The 14,779-nt window shown below is 75.3% G+C and carries 16 protein-coding genes; 6 read left to right on the forward strand and 10 right to left on the reverse strand.

Going from position 1 to position 14,779, the window contains the following annotated elements; genetic code table 11:
- A complete protein-coding gene (locus tag Q0963_RS04795) occupies positions 1–936 on the reverse strand; it encodes an FAD-binding oxidoreductase (protein ID WP_299443386.1) in 936 nt (311 codons plus the stop codon).
- An 80-nt stretch (positions 937–1,016) separates the two neighbouring features.
- Positions 1,017–1,814 (reverse strand): methyltransferase domain-containing protein, encoded by a 798-nt coding sequence (locus Q0963_RS04800; protein WP_299443389.1) that lies wholly within the window; start codon positions 1,812–1,814, stop codon positions 1,017–1,019.
- Positions 1,815–1,898: 84 nt separating this feature from the next.
- On the opposite strand from Q0963_RS04800, the gene Q0963_RS04805 reads away from it, so the two are divergent.
- Positions 1,899–2,732, forward strand: coding sequence for a uracil-DNA glycosylase (locus Q0963_RS04805; RefSeq protein ID WP_299443392.1), 834 nt, complete (start codon positions 1,899–1,901; stop codon positions 2,730–2,732).
- Between the two features lie 85 nt (positions 2,733–2,817).
- The gene (locus tag Q0963_RS04810) at positions 2,818–3,804 is read left to right on the forward strand and encodes a quinone oxidoreductase (RefSeq protein WP_299443395.1); all 987 of its coding nucleotides are present in this window, start codon (positions 2,818–2,820) and stop codon (positions 3,802–3,804) included.
- Between the two features lie 25 nt (positions 3,805–3,829).
- Here Q0963_RS04810 and Q0963_RS04815 read toward each other — a convergent pair whose 3' ends face one another.
- The 3 genes from Q0963_RS04815 to Q0963_RS04825 are packed head-to-tail and all read right to left on the reverse strand — an operon-like array spanning position 3,830 to position 6,171.
- A complete protein-coding gene (locus Q0963_RS04815; protein ID WP_299443398.1) occupies positions 3,830–4,177 on the reverse strand; it encodes a hypothetical protein in 348 nt (115 codons plus the stop codon).
- 18 nt (positions 4,178–4,195) lie between these two features.
- The gene (locus tag Q0963_RS04820) at positions 4,196–4,912 is read right to left on the reverse strand and encodes a response regulator transcription factor (protein WP_299443401.1); all 717 of its coding nucleotides are present in this window, start codon (positions 4,910–4,912) and stop codon (positions 4,196–4,198) included.
- Positions 4,909–6,171 (reverse strand): ATP-binding protein, encoded by a 1,263-nt coding sequence (locus Q0963_RS04825; RefSeq protein WP_299443404.1) that lies wholly within the window; start codon positions 6,169–6,171, stop codon positions 4,909–4,911. Before Q0963_RS04825 ends, Q0963_RS04820 begins: the two co-directional genes overlap by 4 nt.
- 114 nt (positions 6,172–6,285) lie before the next feature.
- Here Q0963_RS04825 and Q0963_RS04830 point away from each other — a divergent pair, with 114 nt between their 5' ends.
- Both Q0963_RS04830 and Q0963_RS04835 read left to right on the forward strand, forming a co-directional pair.
- On the forward strand, positions 6,286–7,635 hold the full coding sequence (locus Q0963_RS04830; RefSeq protein WP_299443407.1) for a PspC domain-containing protein: 1,350 nt from the start codon (positions 6,286–6,288) through the stop codon (positions 7,633–7,635).
- A gap of 1 nt (position 7,636) precedes the next feature.
- Positions 7,637–7,957, forward strand: coding sequence for a hypothetical protein (locus Q0963_RS04835; RefSeq protein WP_299443410.1), 321 nt, complete (start codon positions 7,637–7,639; stop codon positions 7,955–7,957).
- Here the strand turns inward: Q0963_RS04835 and Q0963_RS04840 are convergent.
- Complete coding sequence (locus Q0963_RS04840; RefSeq protein WP_299443413.1) at positions 7,948–8,637, reverse strand: NUDIX hydrolase; 690 nt, start codon at positions 8,635–8,637, stop codon at positions 7,948–7,950. The genes Q0963_RS04835 and Q0963_RS04840 overlap by 10 nt on opposite strands.
- Entirely contained in the window at positions 8,634–9,782 is a 1,149-nt protein-coding gene (locus tag Q0963_RS04845) for a glycosyltransferase family 4 protein (protein ID WP_299443416.1), read from the reverse strand. Before Q0963_RS04845 ends, Q0963_RS04840 begins: the two co-directional genes overlap by 4 nt.
- Positions 9,783–9,800: 18 nt before the next feature.
- Between Q0963_RS04845 and Q0963_RS04850 the strand changes: the two genes are divergently transcribed.
- Complete coding sequence (locus tag Q0963_RS04850) at positions 9,801–10,649, forward strand: PIG-L deacetylase family protein (RefSeq protein WP_299443419.1); 849 nt, start codon at positions 9,801–9,803, stop codon at positions 10,647–10,649.
- On the forward strand, positions 10,646–11,740 hold the full coding sequence (locus tag Q0963_RS04855; RefSeq protein ID WP_299443422.1) for a lysylphosphatidylglycerol synthase transmembrane domain-containing protein: 1,095 nt from the start codon (positions 10,646–10,648) through the stop codon (positions 11,738–11,740). Before Q0963_RS04850 ends, Q0963_RS04855 begins: the two co-directional genes overlap by 4 nt.
- Here Q0963_RS04855 and Q0963_RS04860 read toward each other — a convergent pair.
- The 3 genes from Q0963_RS04860 to Q0963_RS04870 all read right to left on the reverse strand — a co-directional run bounded on the left by Q0963_RS04860 (position 11,710) and on the right by Q0963_RS04870 (position 14,766).
- Positions 11,710–12,471 (reverse strand): type 1 glutamine amidotransferase, encoded by a 762-nt coding sequence (locus Q0963_RS04860; RefSeq protein ID WP_299443425.1) that lies wholly within the window; start codon positions 12,469–12,471, stop codon positions 11,710–11,712. The genes Q0963_RS04855 and Q0963_RS04860 overlap by 31 nt on opposite strands.
- Positions 12,468–13,769, reverse strand: a complete 1,302-nt coding sequence (locus tag Q0963_RS04865) for a Mur ligase family protein (RefSeq protein ID WP_299443428.1) — start codon at positions 13,767–13,769, stop codon at positions 12,468–12,470. The genes Q0963_RS04860 and Q0963_RS04865 overlap by 4 nt, the downstream gene beginning before the upstream one ends.
- 70 nt (positions 13,770–13,839) lie before the next feature.
- Positions 13,840–14,766 carry an alpha/beta hydrolase gene (locus Q0963_RS04870; RefSeq protein ID WP_299443431.1) on the reverse strand — a complete coding sequence of 309 codons (927 nt, stop codon included), beginning with the start codon at positions 14,764–14,766 and terminating at the stop codon, positions 13,840–13,842.
- Between the last annotated feature and the right edge of the window lie 13 nt (positions 14,767–14,779).

The following is a 14,779-nucleotide window of genomic DNA, read 5'->3' on the forward strand; positions in this document are numbered from 1 at the left end:
TCATTCGAGTCCGTCGACGAGCGCGACGACCTCGTCGGCGCACCCCCAGGACAGGGTGATCCCGGCGCCGCCGTGCCCGACGTTCGTCACGACCGGCCGCCCGTGCACGTGGTGGAGCCGCAGGTCCACCGCGGGCGCCACGGGCCGCAGGCCGACGCGCGAGCCGAGCACCTCGGCGTCCCGCAGCTCAGGCACCGCGGCCCGGCAGCGCGCGACGATGGCGTCGTGCACCGCAGGGTCGGCCTCCTCGGAACCGTCCGGCACGTCGGTGCCGCCGCACACCACCCACCCCGGGTGCGGCAGGACGTACGTCATCGCGCCCTCGAAGCCGTCGTCGACGAACCAGCGGTCGATGCCGGGGTTGGCGAGCAGAGCCACCTGTCCCCGCGACCCGGTGACCTCCACGTCGGGCAGCAGCGCGGGGGCGCGCAGCCCGGCCGCGACGACGACCACGTCGTCCTCGATGTCCGCGAGGTCGTCGACCCGGCGGCCGGCGAGGGTCACCCCCGCGGCGACACACGCCGTCTCGAGCCAGCCGAGGTACACGGGCATGGCGACGAGCGGCACGGTGATGACCACGCCGGACTCCGCCCCGTCGGGCAGCTCGGCCGGCTCGGCGTCGCGCCAGCCGCTGACACCCTCGGTCCACCAGCGGTCCGGTCCGGCCCGCTCGACGAGCAGCCCCTCGCGCAGCGCCACCCCAGCCGTCGGGTCGTCGGCGAGCATCCCGAACCGGGCGAGCGACGCCAGGCCCCAGGCGACGACCCGGGACCGCGGCTCGACGTGGTACGGGAACCACAGCCCCCCGGCGACGGCCGAGACCGTGCCCGCCGCGGGGACGTCACGGACACAGGTCACGGCGTGTCCGTTCTCGGCCAGCCGCAGCGCCGAGGTCAGCCCGACGACCCCACCGCCGACCACCGTCACTGACGTCACGACACCATGGTCGCCACATCCGGCCCGCCGGGGTCGCATCGCCACGCCCTTCGGCCGACTGTGCTCAAACCGGCGTGCCGCTATCCGACGTCGAGGCTGACGAGGTGGGCCGGCGCGTCGAACACCATCTCCCCGTCGCCTGTGACGTAGCGGCCGAGCACGGTCTCCGCCTCCGCGAGGATGCTGCGCACCAGGTCCTCCTCGAGGTCGACGCCCATGACCGGAAGCCATCCGCGCAGGTCCGCCTCGACCATCGAGCGGATGCTCGGGAAGCGGGCGGTGCCCGACAGCGTCTCGACCTGCGCGTCCGGTGCCCCGGCCTCGGCGAAGACCCCGAGGAGCTCGTCGGGATCTCCGAGGACGAACGGGGCCCGCAGCGCATCGGCGGCCACGGGCCCGGCGCGCCGCAAGAGGAGGTCGACGGCCTCGGGGTAGGCCTGCGAGCGTTCGAGTGACTCCCAGACGGCGAGGACCACCCGGCCCCCGGGGCGTGCGACCCGGAGCATCTCACGCACCGCACCGACCCTGTCGGGGAAGAACATCAGCCCGAACTGGCACACCACCGCATCGAAGGTGTCGTCGGCGAACGGGAGGTCGCCGGCCGCGCCCTCGACCCATCGGATGTCCGGGTCGAGCTCCGCGGCGACCGCCAGCATCCCCGCGCCGAGGTCGAGCCCGGTCACGGTGCCCCGCGGACCGACACGCGGGCGTGCCTCACGAGCCAGGACTCCCGTCCCGCAGGCGACGTCGAGCACCTCGTGCCCCTCGCCCACCCGGGCTGCATCCAGCACCGGTCGGGTCCACTGCCGGAACAACGCCCCGACATGGAGTTCCTCGTACGCGCGCGCGGCCTCGACCGCGGGATCCGATGCAGCCATGGGTGCCTCCTGCCCGGAGACCGTCCATGCTCGTCGCCGCGACGGCGGGGGTCAAGGGACCGACCCGGCCCCTACGGTGAGGTCATGGAGCCTCGCGACCCCCACCCGGTCACCGGGGTGCCGTTCCCCTCCCCCGTGCCACCCGGCGACGGCTGGCCGGGCGACCCCGCGTCGGCGGACACACCGGTGGCCGGAACCGCCGCGCAGGTCCGCCGCCTCGCCGCGTCCGCCGGCTCCGTCGCCGACCTCCAGGCCCGGGTGTCGGTGTGCCGGGCGTGCCCCCGCCTCGTCAGATGGCGCGAGGACGTCGCCCGCACCGGCCGCCGGGCGTCGTTCGCCGACCAGCCCTACTGGGGGCGCCCGGGGCCCTCGTTCGGCGACCCGGATGCCGGCGTGCTCCTCGTCGGGCTGGCCCCGGCGGCGAACGGGACCAACCGCACCGGCCGGATGTTCACCGGCGACTCCTCCGGTGACTTCCTCTACGCGGCCCTGCACCGGACGGGGTTCGCGGCGCTGCCGACGTCCGAGGCCGCCGGCGACGGGCAGGCGCTGACCGACCTGCGCATCGTGGCCGCCGTGCGGTGCGCCCCGCCCGCCAACAAGCCGACGGCCGACGAGAAGGCGAGGTGCGCCCCGTGGCTCGAGCGGGACCTCGAGCTCGCCGTACCCCGGCTGCGGGCGGTGCTGTGTCTCGGCTCGATCGGGTGGGACGCCGCGCTGTCCGCCGCCCGCTCCCTCGGCTGGGAGGTGCCGCGACCCAAGCCGCGGTTCGGCCACGGGGCCGAGGTGCCGCTGGGGCTCCCGGACGGCCGAACCGTGCGGCTCGTCGGCAGCTACCACGTCAGCCCGCACAACACCTTCACGAGGCGGCTGACACCGCAGATGCTCGACGACGTGCTGGTCGGGCTGCGCCGGTGATGCCTTCGCGGACCCTCGAGGGCGTCGGCGACGGCAAGCGCCGCTACTGGCTCGCCGCCGCCTGAGCGGGACCTACGCTGGCGGGATGAGCGACCGCACCGGCCCCGCCCTCGTCGTCACCGCCCCCGGGGGGCGCGAGGTCCTCGCGGTGGAGACGCGACCGGCCGGCACTCCCGGGGCGGGCGAGCTGCTCATCGAGGTTGCCGCCGCCGGGGTGAACTTCATCGACGTGTACCAGCGCGAGGGCGTCTATCCGATGTCGACGCCCTTCGTGGCAGGCAACGAGGGCGCCGGCACCGTCGTCGAGGTCGGCTCCGGTGTCGAGGGGTTCGCGGTCGGGGACCGGGTCGCCTGGCCCCAGGGTCTCGGGAGCGCTGCGGCGCTCACGACGCAGCCGGCGGCGATGGTCGTCCACGTCCCCGGCGAGGTCGACCTCGACGACGCCGCCGCCGTCATGCTGCAGGGCCTCACCGCGCATTACCTGACCCGCAGCACGTACCCGGTCCGGCCGGGCACGGTCGCCCTCGTCCACGCGGCCGCCGGCGGCGTGGGGCAGCTGCTCGTCCAGATGGTCCGGACCCTCGGCGGTGTCGTCGTCGCCACCGCCGGCGGCCCCGAGAAGTGCGCCACGGCGGCGGAGCGAGGCGCCGACCACGTCATCGACTACCGGGCTGTCGACGACCTGGCGGCGGCCGTGCGCGAGGCCACCGGGGGCCGTGGGGTGGACGTGGCGTACGACGGGGTGGGCCGCGACACCTTCGACGCCTCGCTCGCGTCGCTGCGCCCGCGCGGCACCCTCGCGCTGTTCGGCGCGGCGAGCGGCCAGGTGCCGGCGTTCGACATCCAGCGGCTCAACGCCGGCGGGTCGCTGTTCCTCACCCGCCCGACCCTGGCCCATCACCTGCTCACCCGCGACGAGCTGGACCGGCGGGCGGGCGAGGTGCTGCGGGCGGTGGCGGACGGGTCGCTCGAGGTGACGATCGGTGGCCGCTACGACCTCGCCGACGCCGCCCGCGCGTACGAGGACCTGGAGAGCCGGCGCACCCAGGGCAAGCTGCTCCTCCTGCCCTGACAGCGCCAGGTCCCGCGGCCGGCGGTCAGTGCCAGAGCGTGGCGATCGCGGTGTTGAGGACGGCGAGCCACCCGGCGGCCTGCACGAGCTGGGGGCGCTCCCCCTCGCCCTTGCGCGCCTTGGCTGCCGCGATCTCGGCGCAGGCGGCGACCGCCACGGCCACGACGAGCTTGACGCCGACCTTCGCGTGGTTGACCGGGTCCTCGCCCATCTCGGCGAGACCCACGAGGATCAGCCCGGTGACGAGCTGGGCCCGGGCGCCCCACACCAGCGCAGGGGTGGCGCGGCCGCGGGCGACGAAGACGGCGCTGCCGACGACGGCGGCCATCCCGAGCAGGTGGGCCAGGACGAACACGTGCTCGACGAACTCCATGGCGACAGCGTAGGGGGCTCAGACGAGGCGACGGCCCATCGCCCAGGCGGTCAGCTCGTGCCGCGAGCTGAGCTGGAGCTTGCGGAGCACCGACGACACGTGCGTCTCGACCGTCTTGACGGAGATGAACAGCTCCTTGGCGACCTCCTTGTACTGGTACCCCCGCGCGATGAGGCGCATGACCTCCCGCTCGCGGGCCGACAGCCGGTCGAGCTCCTCGTCGACCTCGGCGATCTCGCCGGCCGCCGCCCCGAACGCGTCGAGGACGAACCCGGCGAGCCGCGGCGAGAAGACCGCGTCGCCGTCGGCGACCCGCCGGATGGCCGTGACCAGGTCGCGCGCGGTGATCGTCTTCGTCACGTAGCCCCGCGCCCCGGCCCGGATGACCGCGATGACGTCCTCGGCCGCGTCCGAGACCGACAGGGCGAGGAAGCGCACCGGCTTCCCGTCGGCCGTCTCGACCCCGGCGCACCCCTTGATGACATCGGCCCCACCGTGCCCGGAGCCACCGGGCAGGTGCACGTCGAGCAGGACGACGTCGGGGGCCTCGCGGCGGATGACGGCGACGGCGGCGTCGACGTCCGGCGCCTCCCCGACGAACTCGCACACCGGCGCTCCGGCGGACATCGCCTCGGTCAGCTCGGCCCGGACCCCGGTGCGGAACATCCGGTGGTCGTCGACGAGCACGACCCGGATGGGAACCGGCGGGCCGGCGGGAGTGCTGGCTGTACTCATACGGGGTCTCCTTCGATGGGCGGGAGTCGCAGCTCCACCTCGGTGCCGTCCTCGCGGCGGCGGACCCGCGCCGACCCGCCGTGCCGTTCCAGGCGGCCGAGGATGGACTGCCGGACGCCGAGCCGGTCGCCCGGGACGGCGTCGAGGTCGAACCCCGCGCCGCGGTCGCGCACGAACGCCTCGACCCCGGCCGGGCCGATCTCGACGTAGGCGGTGACGGGCGCCGCCCCGTGCCGGACGGCGTTGAGCAGCGCCTCGCGCATGGCTCGGGAGAGCGCGGCGCCGTGCTGCTCGAACGGCCGGTCGCCCGTGACGACGAGGTCGACGGGCACGCCGTGGAGGTCCTCGACCTCGTGCGCGACCTCGGTGACGGCCGCCGCGAGCGACGCCTGGGATCCCTGCGGCCCGGCGTAGAGCCAGGTCCGCAGCTCGCGCTCCTGGGCGCGGGCGAGGCGGGTGACGGCCTGCGGGTCGGCGGACTGCCGCTGGATGAGCGCGAGCGTCTGGAGCACGGAGTCGTGCAGGTGCGCCGCGATGTCGGCCCGCTCGGTGGCCCGGACGGCCGCCACCTGCTCGCGCCGGAAGTCGGACCACAGCCGGACGGCCCAGGGCGCCGCGAGGATGAGCGCGCCGACGAGGACGGAGAGGGCGGCGAGCATCGCGTCCCAGACGACCGACACCGACCGCCCCCGCGTGATGAGGACGAGGATGCCGACGAGGGCGAGCCCCGCCCCGAGCGTCACCCGGACCCAGGCCCGGCCGCCCGCACCGCCGGTGAGCCACCGCGAGCGCTGCGCCTCGTCGAGGGTCGACCACGCGACGACGGCCCCGACCGCGATGACGAAGACCGGCAGGATGACCGAGCCGCGGACCGTGACGCCGAGCCCCGGGACGAGCAGCACGAGGCCGACGACGACGATGAGCCCGCCGCCGAGCAGCACCAGCGCGGACCGGCGCCGTTCGCTCCACCGCAGCGACCCGGCGGTCTGGGGGGCGACCTCGTCCTCGGCGGTCATCGCCCAGAGGAAGAGGTAGGCCGCGACCCCGGCGCCGCCCGAGAACGCGAGGACGACGAACGCGACCTGGACGAGCCGGCGCGAGACCCCGAGGTGCCGGGCGACCGCGTCGCACACCCCCGGGGTCCATCCGGCCGCCCGGGCACGCACGAGCGGCGGACGCCGCGGCGGGAGGGCCGGGTCGGCGCCGGCGCCGGCGACCGGGCGTACCCGGGTCGCGGCGGTCTCGTACGGGGTGGGCACACCCCCATCCTGACGCACGCGAGCGCCCTTGGCGCCGCCCTCCGGGGTCCGTTCAGGGCCCGCTCAGGGTCGACCCCCATGGCGGTCGCGACGCCCCGGCGGGAGCCTTGACGTATGACGGACACCTCCAGTTACGGGCCCCCTCCGCCGCAGGCCGCGCCGGGACCCATCGACGACGCCCTGAACCGGCTCCGCTCCGGCCCGCTCCGTCGGGACACCGACCGCCGGTGGTTCGGCGGCGTGTGCGCCGGCATCGCCGCCCGCTTCGACGTCGACCCGCTCCTCATCCGCGCCGCAGCGATCGCCCTGACGATCGCCGGCGGCCTGGGGATCCCCGTCTACCTCGTCCTCTGGCTGCTCCTGCCGGACGCGCACGGCACCGTCCTGGCCGAGCGCGCCCTCCGGCACGGCGACGCCTGGCCGGTCGTCCTCGGCGTCGTCACGGCGCTGCTCCTGGTCGGCGGGCTCGTCTCGCTCGGCATCGGGGGTGACGGCTGGGGCGGCCCGATCTGGCTGCTCATCCCGGTCGGCCTCGTCGTGTGGCTGATCGCCACCCGCGCCCGCCCGGCCCCGCCCGGCACCTGGCCCGGCGCCGACTCCCCCACCGCCCCACCCCCACCCCCCGGAGGCACGACGATGTCCGCTCCGACCAGCTCCTTCGCCCCGGCGTATGGCGCCGCGGCGGCACCCACCACGCCGTACGGCGGGTCCACGCCGTACGCAGGGTCCACGCCCTACGGCGGGTCCTCGCCCTACGGAGGCCCCCCGGCGCCGCCCGGGCCGGCCCGCCCGCTCGCCCCGCCCCCGCCGCCGGCGCCCCGGCGACGTCGCCCCAGCGGCTCGGTCGGCGTCATCGCCCTCGGGCTGGTCATCCTCCTCTCCGGCCTCGGGACGGCCCTGGCCCAGGTCCTCGGCTTCCCCGGCGAGCCCGCCGTGCTCGGCGCCTCCCTCGCGCTGCTGGGCGTCTCGGCCCTCGTCCTGGGCCTCGGGCTCTCGGGCCGGGCCTCCGGCTTCAGTGGCTTCCTCGTCATCGTCCTCGGGTTCGTCACCGTCGTCTCGGTGCTCGTCGCGCACAACCCCGTCGCCCAGGGGGTCGGTGACCGGACGTGGACCCCGAGCGCGAGCGCCGTGCCCGTCAGCTACAGCCTCGGCGCCGGCGATGCGACCCTCGACCTGGGCGGGCTCCAGGCTGTGTCCGGCGCCGACGACCCGGCCGACGTCCGCGTCGACATGGGCCTCGGCTCGCTGACCGTCGTCGTGCCCGAAGGCATGGACGTCCGGGTCGAGGGCCAGGTGGGGCTCGGGGAGATCCGCCACGAGCGACCCATACCCGGTGGCGTCGAGCTGGTCGCCACGACCACCGGCGACGACCGGTCCTACCGCACCGTCATCGGCGAGGAGCCGTCCGACATCGTCGTCCGGGCCGAGGTCGGCCTCGGCGAGATCATCATCGAGGAGCGCTGACATGAGCACCGACGACACGACCGTCCACCCCACCCCCGACACCCCCGACAGCCCCGACCCCGGCGCCGACCCCCGCGCCACGGCCTCGGCCCCCGCGTCCGGCCCGGCCCCCGCGCCGCCGGTGTACCGCAGCGGACCGGCCCCCCTCGCGGTGTTCCTCGGCGTGGCCGGCCTCCTCCTCGCCGTGGGCGTCCTCGTCGGCGAGCTCGCCGACGTGACGATCCCGTGGTCCGGCCTCGGCCCGTGGATGGTCGTCGGCAGCGGGCTCCTCGTCGTCCTCGTCGGGCTCCTCGGCCTGCGCGCGAACCGCCGTCAGGACTGAGGCCCGGGGTGGTCCCAGTCCAGGCCGGCGGCCCGGATCGCGACCGGGACGCTGGCCACCACCGGGATCTCACCGAGCTCGGCCCACGGGACCCAGCGCGCGGCCGCGGTCGACCCGCCCACGTCGTGGACGACGGGGGCGGTCGGCTCCGGGCAGTGGGCCGTGTGGAGCAGCCGGACCGCGTGATAGTCCTCGGCGCCGCGAGGTGACCGCCCCACCCAGTGCTGGGTCATGACGTCGACGAGCCGGACGTCGACCACGACCTGGCCGGTCTCCTCGGCGACCTCACGGACCACGGCCTGCACGGGCGACTCCCCGGGGTCGACACCGCCGCCGGGCAGGTTCCACCGCCCGCCGGCGCCGGTGCGTCCCGACAGCTGGGTGAGCAGGAGACATCCCTGCGCGACGACCACCGCATAGGCGGCCAGCCGTTGCCGTGGTTCGACGTCCACGCGCTCGGCATCCCGCAACCCCGGCCCCTGAGGGCCGCCGGAGGCCGGGCCCGGCGCGGCGGCGACGACGACGTCGAACGCGACGACCAGCCGCCCATGCACCCCCTCGACCTCGGCCCGCCCGGCGGCCCAGCCACGACGGGCGAGCCCGGCGCGGGGGTCCTCCCCGTGACCGAGGACGAACGTCACGACGTCACGCCCGCCGGCCCGGCCGACGACGGTGATCACGCGGACGCCCCGGCCCGGCGGTACTCCCCGAGGGTCGCCGCGACGGCAGTCCCCCAGTCCTGGCGCGGCGGCACGCCCCGGAGCCGGTCACGCATCGTGCGGAGCCGCGCCCGGTCGGCGGCCAGCCCCGCCACGGCGAGCCCGAGGTCGGCGTCGCCGTCGACGAGTAGCCCGTCGGTCCCGTGCGCGACGATGTCGTCGACCCCCGTCCCGCGCAGCGCGACGATCGGCACCCCGGCGGCCCGGGCCTCCAAGGCGGCGATCCCGAAGGCCTCGAGCCGCGCCGCGGTGATGTACAGGTCGCCCGAGTGGTGAAGACTGCGCAGCCCCTCCCGGTCGAGCCGGCCCGGCAGGGTCACCCAGTCCATGCCCCGGGCCCGCAGGTACCCCTCCATCGCCCGGCGCTGCGGGCCCTCCCCGGCGATCGTCGCGCGCAGCGGCACCGCCGGGTCGAGGCGGGTGCGCGCGGCGTGCAGGGCCCCGAGCAGGGCCAGCGGCCGCTTCCGGGTGACCAGGCGCATCGCCGTCACGACGTGCACCCCGTCGCGGTCGTCATCGTGGTCGGCCGTCGGCCCGGCCCGCCACCACCCGGTGTCGACGCCGTTGTTGAGCACGGCGACATCCGCCCCGCCGGCGGCCCGGGCGACCTGGGCGGCGGCCATCTCCGAGACCGCGCTGAGGGCCACCCCGCGCCCCGCCCATCGGCGGAGGTGGCCGCCCATCCGGACCGCCGGGACGGCGCGCCCGAGGACGCAGTGGAACGTCGCCGCCACCGGCAGCCCCACGCCGAGCGCGGTGCGGACGAGATCGGTGGCGAACGGGCTGACGACCCCGAGGTGGGCGTGGGCGACGTCGAAGCCCCCCGCCTCCAGGCGCCGCCGCACCTCGGGCGGCGCGAACGGGTTGACCGGCACCCCCGCGGGGAGGCGGATCGCGAGTCGGTGGACGACGACGCCGTCCTCCTCGGCGGTCCGGGCGCCGTGCCGTTCCCCGTCCGGGCCGGCCGTGGCGGTGAACACCTCGACGGTGTGCCCGTCGTGGGCGAGCCGGTGCGCGAGGTCGTGGACCTGCCGTTCGATGCCCCCGAGCCGTGGCGGGTAACAGTCCGACAGGAGGGCGACCTTCACGAGGGACCACCCTGCCATGCGCGAGGATGGGTCACGATGTCCCGCACGCTCGTGGCGTTCCACGCCCACCCCGACGACGAGGCGCTCCTCACCGCCGGCACGATGGCCCGTGCCGTGGCCGAGGGGCACCGCGTGGTGCTCGTCCTCGCCACCGACGGTGGGGCCGGGCTTGCGGCCGAGGACCTCCGCCGCGACGGGGGTCTCGGGCGGCTGCGACTCCGCGAGGCGGAACGCTCGGCGGCGGCGCTGGGCGTGGCCCGGCTCGAGTGGCTCGGGTACGCCGACAGCGGCAGCGGCCCCGAGCCGGAGCCCGACCTGCCCGGGGTGACCCGGTTCTGCCGGGCCCCGGTGGAGGAGGCCGCGGAGCGCCTCGCGGCGATCCTGCGCACCGAGCGCGCCGACGTCCTCCTGTCCTACGACGCGAACGGCGGGTACGGGCATCGCGACCACCGCCGGGTCCACGCCGTCGGGGCCCGGGCGGCCGAGATCGCCGGCACCCCGCGGGTCCTCGAAGCCACCGTCCCCCGGGACACGATCGTGCGGGCGCTGCGGGCGCTCGGGCGGGTCTACCGGTTCCCGGCCGAATTCGACCCGAGCAGCATGGAGCGGGCCTACAGCGCCCGCGCCGACATCACGCACCGGATCGACGTCCGGCGCTACGCCCGGGCCAAGCGCGCCGCGATGCGGGCCCACGCCAGCCAGGCCACCGGCGGCGGCGCGGCCGACCCCGGCGACGACGGCCAGACCGGCGACCGGACCCTGGCGGCCTTCCTCCGCATCCCCCGGCCCCTCTACGATCTCGTCTTCGGTCGCGAGTGGTTCCGCGACCCGTCGAGACCACCGGGGGAACGGGTGAGCAGGGACGTCTTCGAGGGGCTGCCATGAGGGCGGCGGGCATCGAGGTGCCCACGCAGCGGCGCCACGTGCTGCAGTTCGTCGTCGGGCTCGGCCTCGCGGTCGTGCTGCTCGTGTGGGGGCTCCCCTACTTCGCGCAGACCTCCTGGTCCGACATCTGGGGCGTCATCCGCGGGGTGCCGCCGTGGCACGCGGTGGGCTTCCAGGTCCTGATGCTCCTCGGGCTGTACTTCTACACGTTCACCTTCACCGGGTCGCTGCGTGGCCTCACCCACGGCAAGGCCCTCGTCGTCAACCTCTGCGGGTCGTCGGTCTCGAACCTCCTGCCCGGCGGGGGCGCGGTCGGCCTCGCGGCGACGTACGCCATCTGCCGCTCGTGGGGCTTCTCGCGCCGGGCGACGTCGACCTCCGCCATCGTCACCGGGGTCTGGAACGTGCTCGCCCGGATCCTGCTGCCGGTCGTCGCCATCCTCGTGCTCGTCCTCGGCGGCGTGACCCTGCCGCCGGCCCTCACCGAGCTCGCGGTCGCGGGCTCGCTCACCGGCCTGGGGATCATCGCCGCGGTGGCCGGGATGATGGCGAGCGAGCGGGTGGCACAGCGCATCGGGGGGCTGCTCGACCGCGGGCTGCGCCCGATCCTGCGCCGTCACCGGCCCCGGTCGACGATGTCCCTGGAGGAGCTCGTCCGTGACCTCCGCGCCCGGATCATCGACGTCGTCCGCTGGCGCTGGTGGTCGATGAGCCTGGGGATGCTCGGTTTCTTCGGGATGTACTACGTGCTGTTCGTGCTCGTCATGCGCGAGACCGGCGTCGACCTCTCGCTCAACCTCCTGTTCGCGGCGTACGCGATCGGCCGGCTGCTCACGGCCGTCGGCATCACCCCGGGCGGGGTCGGCGTCACCGAGACGGCCACGACGATCGTCCTCGTCGGCTGGGGGGCGGACGCGGCGTCGGCGACGGCGGGGGTCGTCCTGTTCTCGATGATCACCCACCTCATGGAGGTGCCGCTCGGCGGGCTCGGCTGGCTCCTGTGGACGCTCAGCCCCAAGGTCGCTCCCCCGCCGGAGGGCGAGGAGCCCCTCTTCACCGATCAGCGGGAGCGGACCAAGCGGCGCACCTGACGGCCGCGGGCCTCGTCGGCCAGCGGGTCGTCGAGGTCCTCGGGCTCGAACGGCCGCCCGGTCGCCCGCTCGGCGGCCACGGCGATGAGCGCGTCCGAGATCATCGGGTTCGCCGGCAGCAGCGGCCCGTGCAGGTAGGTGCCGATGACGTTGATCGAGCGGGCCCCCTCGGTCCCGTCCTCGCCGTTGTTGCCGTAGCCGGCCAGGACGGTGCCGAACGCCTCCTGGCCCGCACCGAGCACGGTGGAGCCGGAGTGGTTCTCGTAGCCGACGACCTTGCCGTACTCGGTCTCGATGCAGACCGGTCCGACCATGCGCTTGTCGTTGCCCTTGGTCGTGACGTCGAGGATGCCCAGCCCCGGCAGCACCTGCCCGGTCACGGTGTGGAACGAGTTGCCGAAGAGCTGGTACATCCCGCAGATGACGACCATCGGGACGCCGTCGGCGGCCATCGCCTTGAGCGACGGGCCGATGGCCTCGAGGTCGGCCTCGACCCGGGCCTGACCGGAGTCCTGGCCCCCGCCGCCCATGAAGAGGTGCGCGTCGTCGCGCCAGGGGTCGCCGGGGTCGTGGAGGACGACCTCGGCGGTGTAGCCGTGGCGCCGGATGCGGCTGGCGAGCGCGTGCGTGTTGCCGCGGTCGCCGTAGATGCTCATCTCGCGCGGGTAGAGGTGGACGAGGGTGATCGTCCCCTTGCTCGGGCCGGCGGGCTCGAGGGTCGTGGTGCTCATGCCGGGCCGTCCTCTCCGAACTGGGCGAGGCCGTGGCGCGCAGCCAGGGTGCGGCGCAGCGCCATCATCGCGGTGTACGTGCAGAAGATGCGCTTCGGCTCGTCGGGGTGGGCGGCGACGAACCGGTCGAGGGCCTCGTCGAGGTCGGGGACGACGCGCTCGGTGGCGACGTCGTCGTAGTGCAGCCGCAGCGCCATGTCGTAGGCGCGCACTCCGCTCGTCAGGGCGACTCCCCGGTCGCGCAGCGAGGCGAACGAGACGTCGTAGAGCCACGAGACGTCCCGCCCGTCGGCGTCGTTGTCGTTGATCGCGACCATGGTCGCGGCCGGCGTCGTGCCGTACGTGCTGAGGGCCACCCCGAAGCCGGCGGGGTTCTTGACGAGGACGAGCTCCAGCGGCTGGCCGTCGACCATGATGACCTCGCCGCGACCGAAGGGCGGGCGGACCTCGCCGAGCGCGGTGGCCGTGGTGGCGGCGTCGAACGCGTCCCCGAGCAGCAGCCGGGCGGTGGTCGTGGCGGCGGTCGCGTTGATCATCGCCGCCAGCCCGCGCTGCTGGAGGGTGACGGGGCCGACCACCTGGTCGTCGAACACGATGTCGAAGGCCCGCTCGTCGCGCGGGCGCAGCCGGGCGTCGCCCGGGCCGGGGGGGCGGGCGCTGGTGTCGGCGTCGTCGAAGCGTGCGTCGTGCTCGGTGAGCTCGGGCAGCCGGTCGGCGATGGACTCGTCGAGCCCGAACCACCGCACGGGCACGTCGACGGCGTCGCCGGCCCGGGCGATGAAGGGGTCGTCGGCGTTGGCGACGACGCCCTCGGTGCTCGCTGTCCCGAGGCGGGCGAGGAGGTCGGCGGTGTGGTCGATCTCGGCGAAGCGGTCGAGCTGGTCGCGGGCGACGTTCAGCAGCAGCGAGTGGGTCGGGGGCACCTCGTCGATGAACCGCATCGCGTGGGCCTCGTCGAGCTCGACGACGACCATGTCGCTCGCGAGGCGGCCCGAGAGCGGCAGCTGGGGCAGCATCTCGCTCAGCACCCCGCGGGTGAAGTTGGAGCCCGTCGGGTTCGTGAAGACCGTGCGGCCGTGCGCTCGGAGGACGGCGACGAGCATCTTCGTCGTCGTCGTCTTGCCGTTGGTGCCGCTGACGACGACGATGCCGCCGCGGATGCCGGCCAGCGCCTGCCGGAGGATGCGGGGCTGGATGCGCTCGGCGACGAGCCCCGGGAAGGCCGAGCCGCCGCCGCGGCGCCGGGCGAGGGCTCGGGCGGTCTTGCCCGCGACGACTGCGGTGGCCGTTCTCAGCACGCGCCAACCCTAGCCAGCGACCCCCGGCGGACCCGAATCGGCGCCGACGGCCCGGGCGGTGGCGTACGGATCAGGAGCCCAGGTGGGCGTCGAGCCAACGGATGACGTCGGCGACCACCTCGTCGCGGTTCGTCTCGTTGAAGACCTCGTGGCGAGCCCCTGGGTAGAGGGTGCACGTGACGTCGACGATGCCCACGTCGCGGTACTGCTGCGCCACGGCGCGCGGGCCCTTGCCGTTGTCCCCCACGGGGTCCTTGTCGCCGGCCACGAGGAGGATCGGCAGGTCGCGCCGGACGCCGGCGACCTTCTTGGTGTCGTTGATGCCCCCGAGGCCGCCGAGGAGGTCGCTGAAGAAGCCGGAGGTGAAGGTGTTGCCGCACAGCGGGTCGGCGACGTAGGCGTCGACCTCGGCGTCGTCGCGGGAGAGCCAGTCGAAGTCGGTGCGGTTGGGCGTGAAGGCGGCGTTGTACTGGCCGAAGGTCAGCTTGTCCAGGAGGGCGCTGACATGGCGGCGGCCGCGGATGCGGGCCTCGGCGGCCGCGAGCCCGGCACCGACCTTGCCGAGCGCGCCGGGGTCGCCGGCGGTGCCGGACAGGACGAGTCCGGCGAGGTCGTGCGACCCCTCGATGACGTAGGCGCGCGCCAGGAAGGAGCCCATGGAGTGGCCGAGGAGGAACACCGGCAGCCCGGGGTGCTCGGAGCGGGCGTGGTCGGTGACCTGGCGGAGGTCGCCGACGACGGTCGTCCAGCCGTGCTCGTCGGCGAAGTACCCGTGGTCGGCCTCGGAGGCGGTGCGGCCGTGCCCGCGGTGGTCGTGGGCGTAGACGGCGTAGCCGGCAGCGGTGAGCGCCTCGGCGACGCGGGCGTACCGGGCGGAGTGCTCGGCCATCCCGTGGGCGAGCTGGACGACGGCCTTCGGGTCACCGTCGGGGAGCCAGCGGTGGGTGAACAGGGACGTGCCGTCCGTCGCCGTCACCGTCGTCGTCGTGCTCTGCATGGAACAAGTCCTC

Origin of the sequence: uncultured Phycicoccus sp. (genome assembly GCF_947495705.1) — a bacterium.
In the GTDB taxonomy this organism is placed as follows: Bacteria; Actinomycetota; Actinomycetes; order Actinomycetales; family Dermatophilaceae; genus Phycicoccus.

Coding starts and splice junctions, on each gene's coding strand:
- Q0963_RS04800 (WP_299443389.1), bottom strand. CDS start 1,814: ATGGCTGCATCGGATCCCGCGGTCGAGGCCGCGCGCGCGTACGAGGAA.
- Q0963_RS04805 (WP_299443392.1), top strand. CDS start 1,899: ATGGAGCCTCGCGACCCCCACCCGGTCACCGGGGTGCCGTTCCCCTCC.
- Q0963_RS04810 (WP_299443395.1), top strand. CDS start 2,818: ATGAGCGACCGCACCGGCCCCGCCCTCGTCGTCACCGCCCCCGGGGGG.
- Q0963_RS04815 (WP_299443398.1), bottom strand. CDS start 4,177: ATGGAGTTCGTCGAGCACGTGTTCGTCCTGGCCCACCTGCTCGGGATG.
- Q0963_RS04820 (WP_299443401.1), bottom strand. CDS start 4,912: ATGAGTACAGCCAGCACTCCCGCCGGCCCGCCGGTTCCCATCCGGGTC.
- Q0963_RS04830 (WP_299443407.1), top strand. CDS start 6,286: ATGACGGACACCTCCAGTTACGGGCCCCCTCCGCCGCAGGCCGCGCCG.
- Q0963_RS04835 (WP_299443410.1), top strand. CDS start 7,637: ATGAGCACCGACGACACGACCGTCCACCCCACCCCCGACACCCCCGAC.
- Q0963_RS04845 (WP_299443416.1), bottom strand. CDS start 9,782: ATGGCAGGGTGGTCCCTCGTGAAGGTCGCCCTCCTGTCGGACTGTTAC.
- Q0963_RS04850 (WP_299443419.1), top strand. CDS start 9,801: ATGTCCCGCACGCTCGTGGCGTTCCACGCCCACCCCGACGACGAGGCG.
- Q0963_RS04855 (WP_299443422.1), top strand. CDS start 10,646: ATGAGGGCGGCGGGCATCGAGGTGCCCACGCAGCGGCGCCACGTGCTG.
- Q0963_RS04860 (WP_299443425.1), bottom strand. CDS start 12,471: ATGAGCACCACGACCCTCGAGCCCGCCGGCCCGAGCAAGGGGACGATC.
- Q0963_RS04870 (WP_299443431.1), bottom strand. CDS start 14,766: ATGCAGAGCACGACGACGACGGTGACGGCGACGGACGGCACGTCCCTG.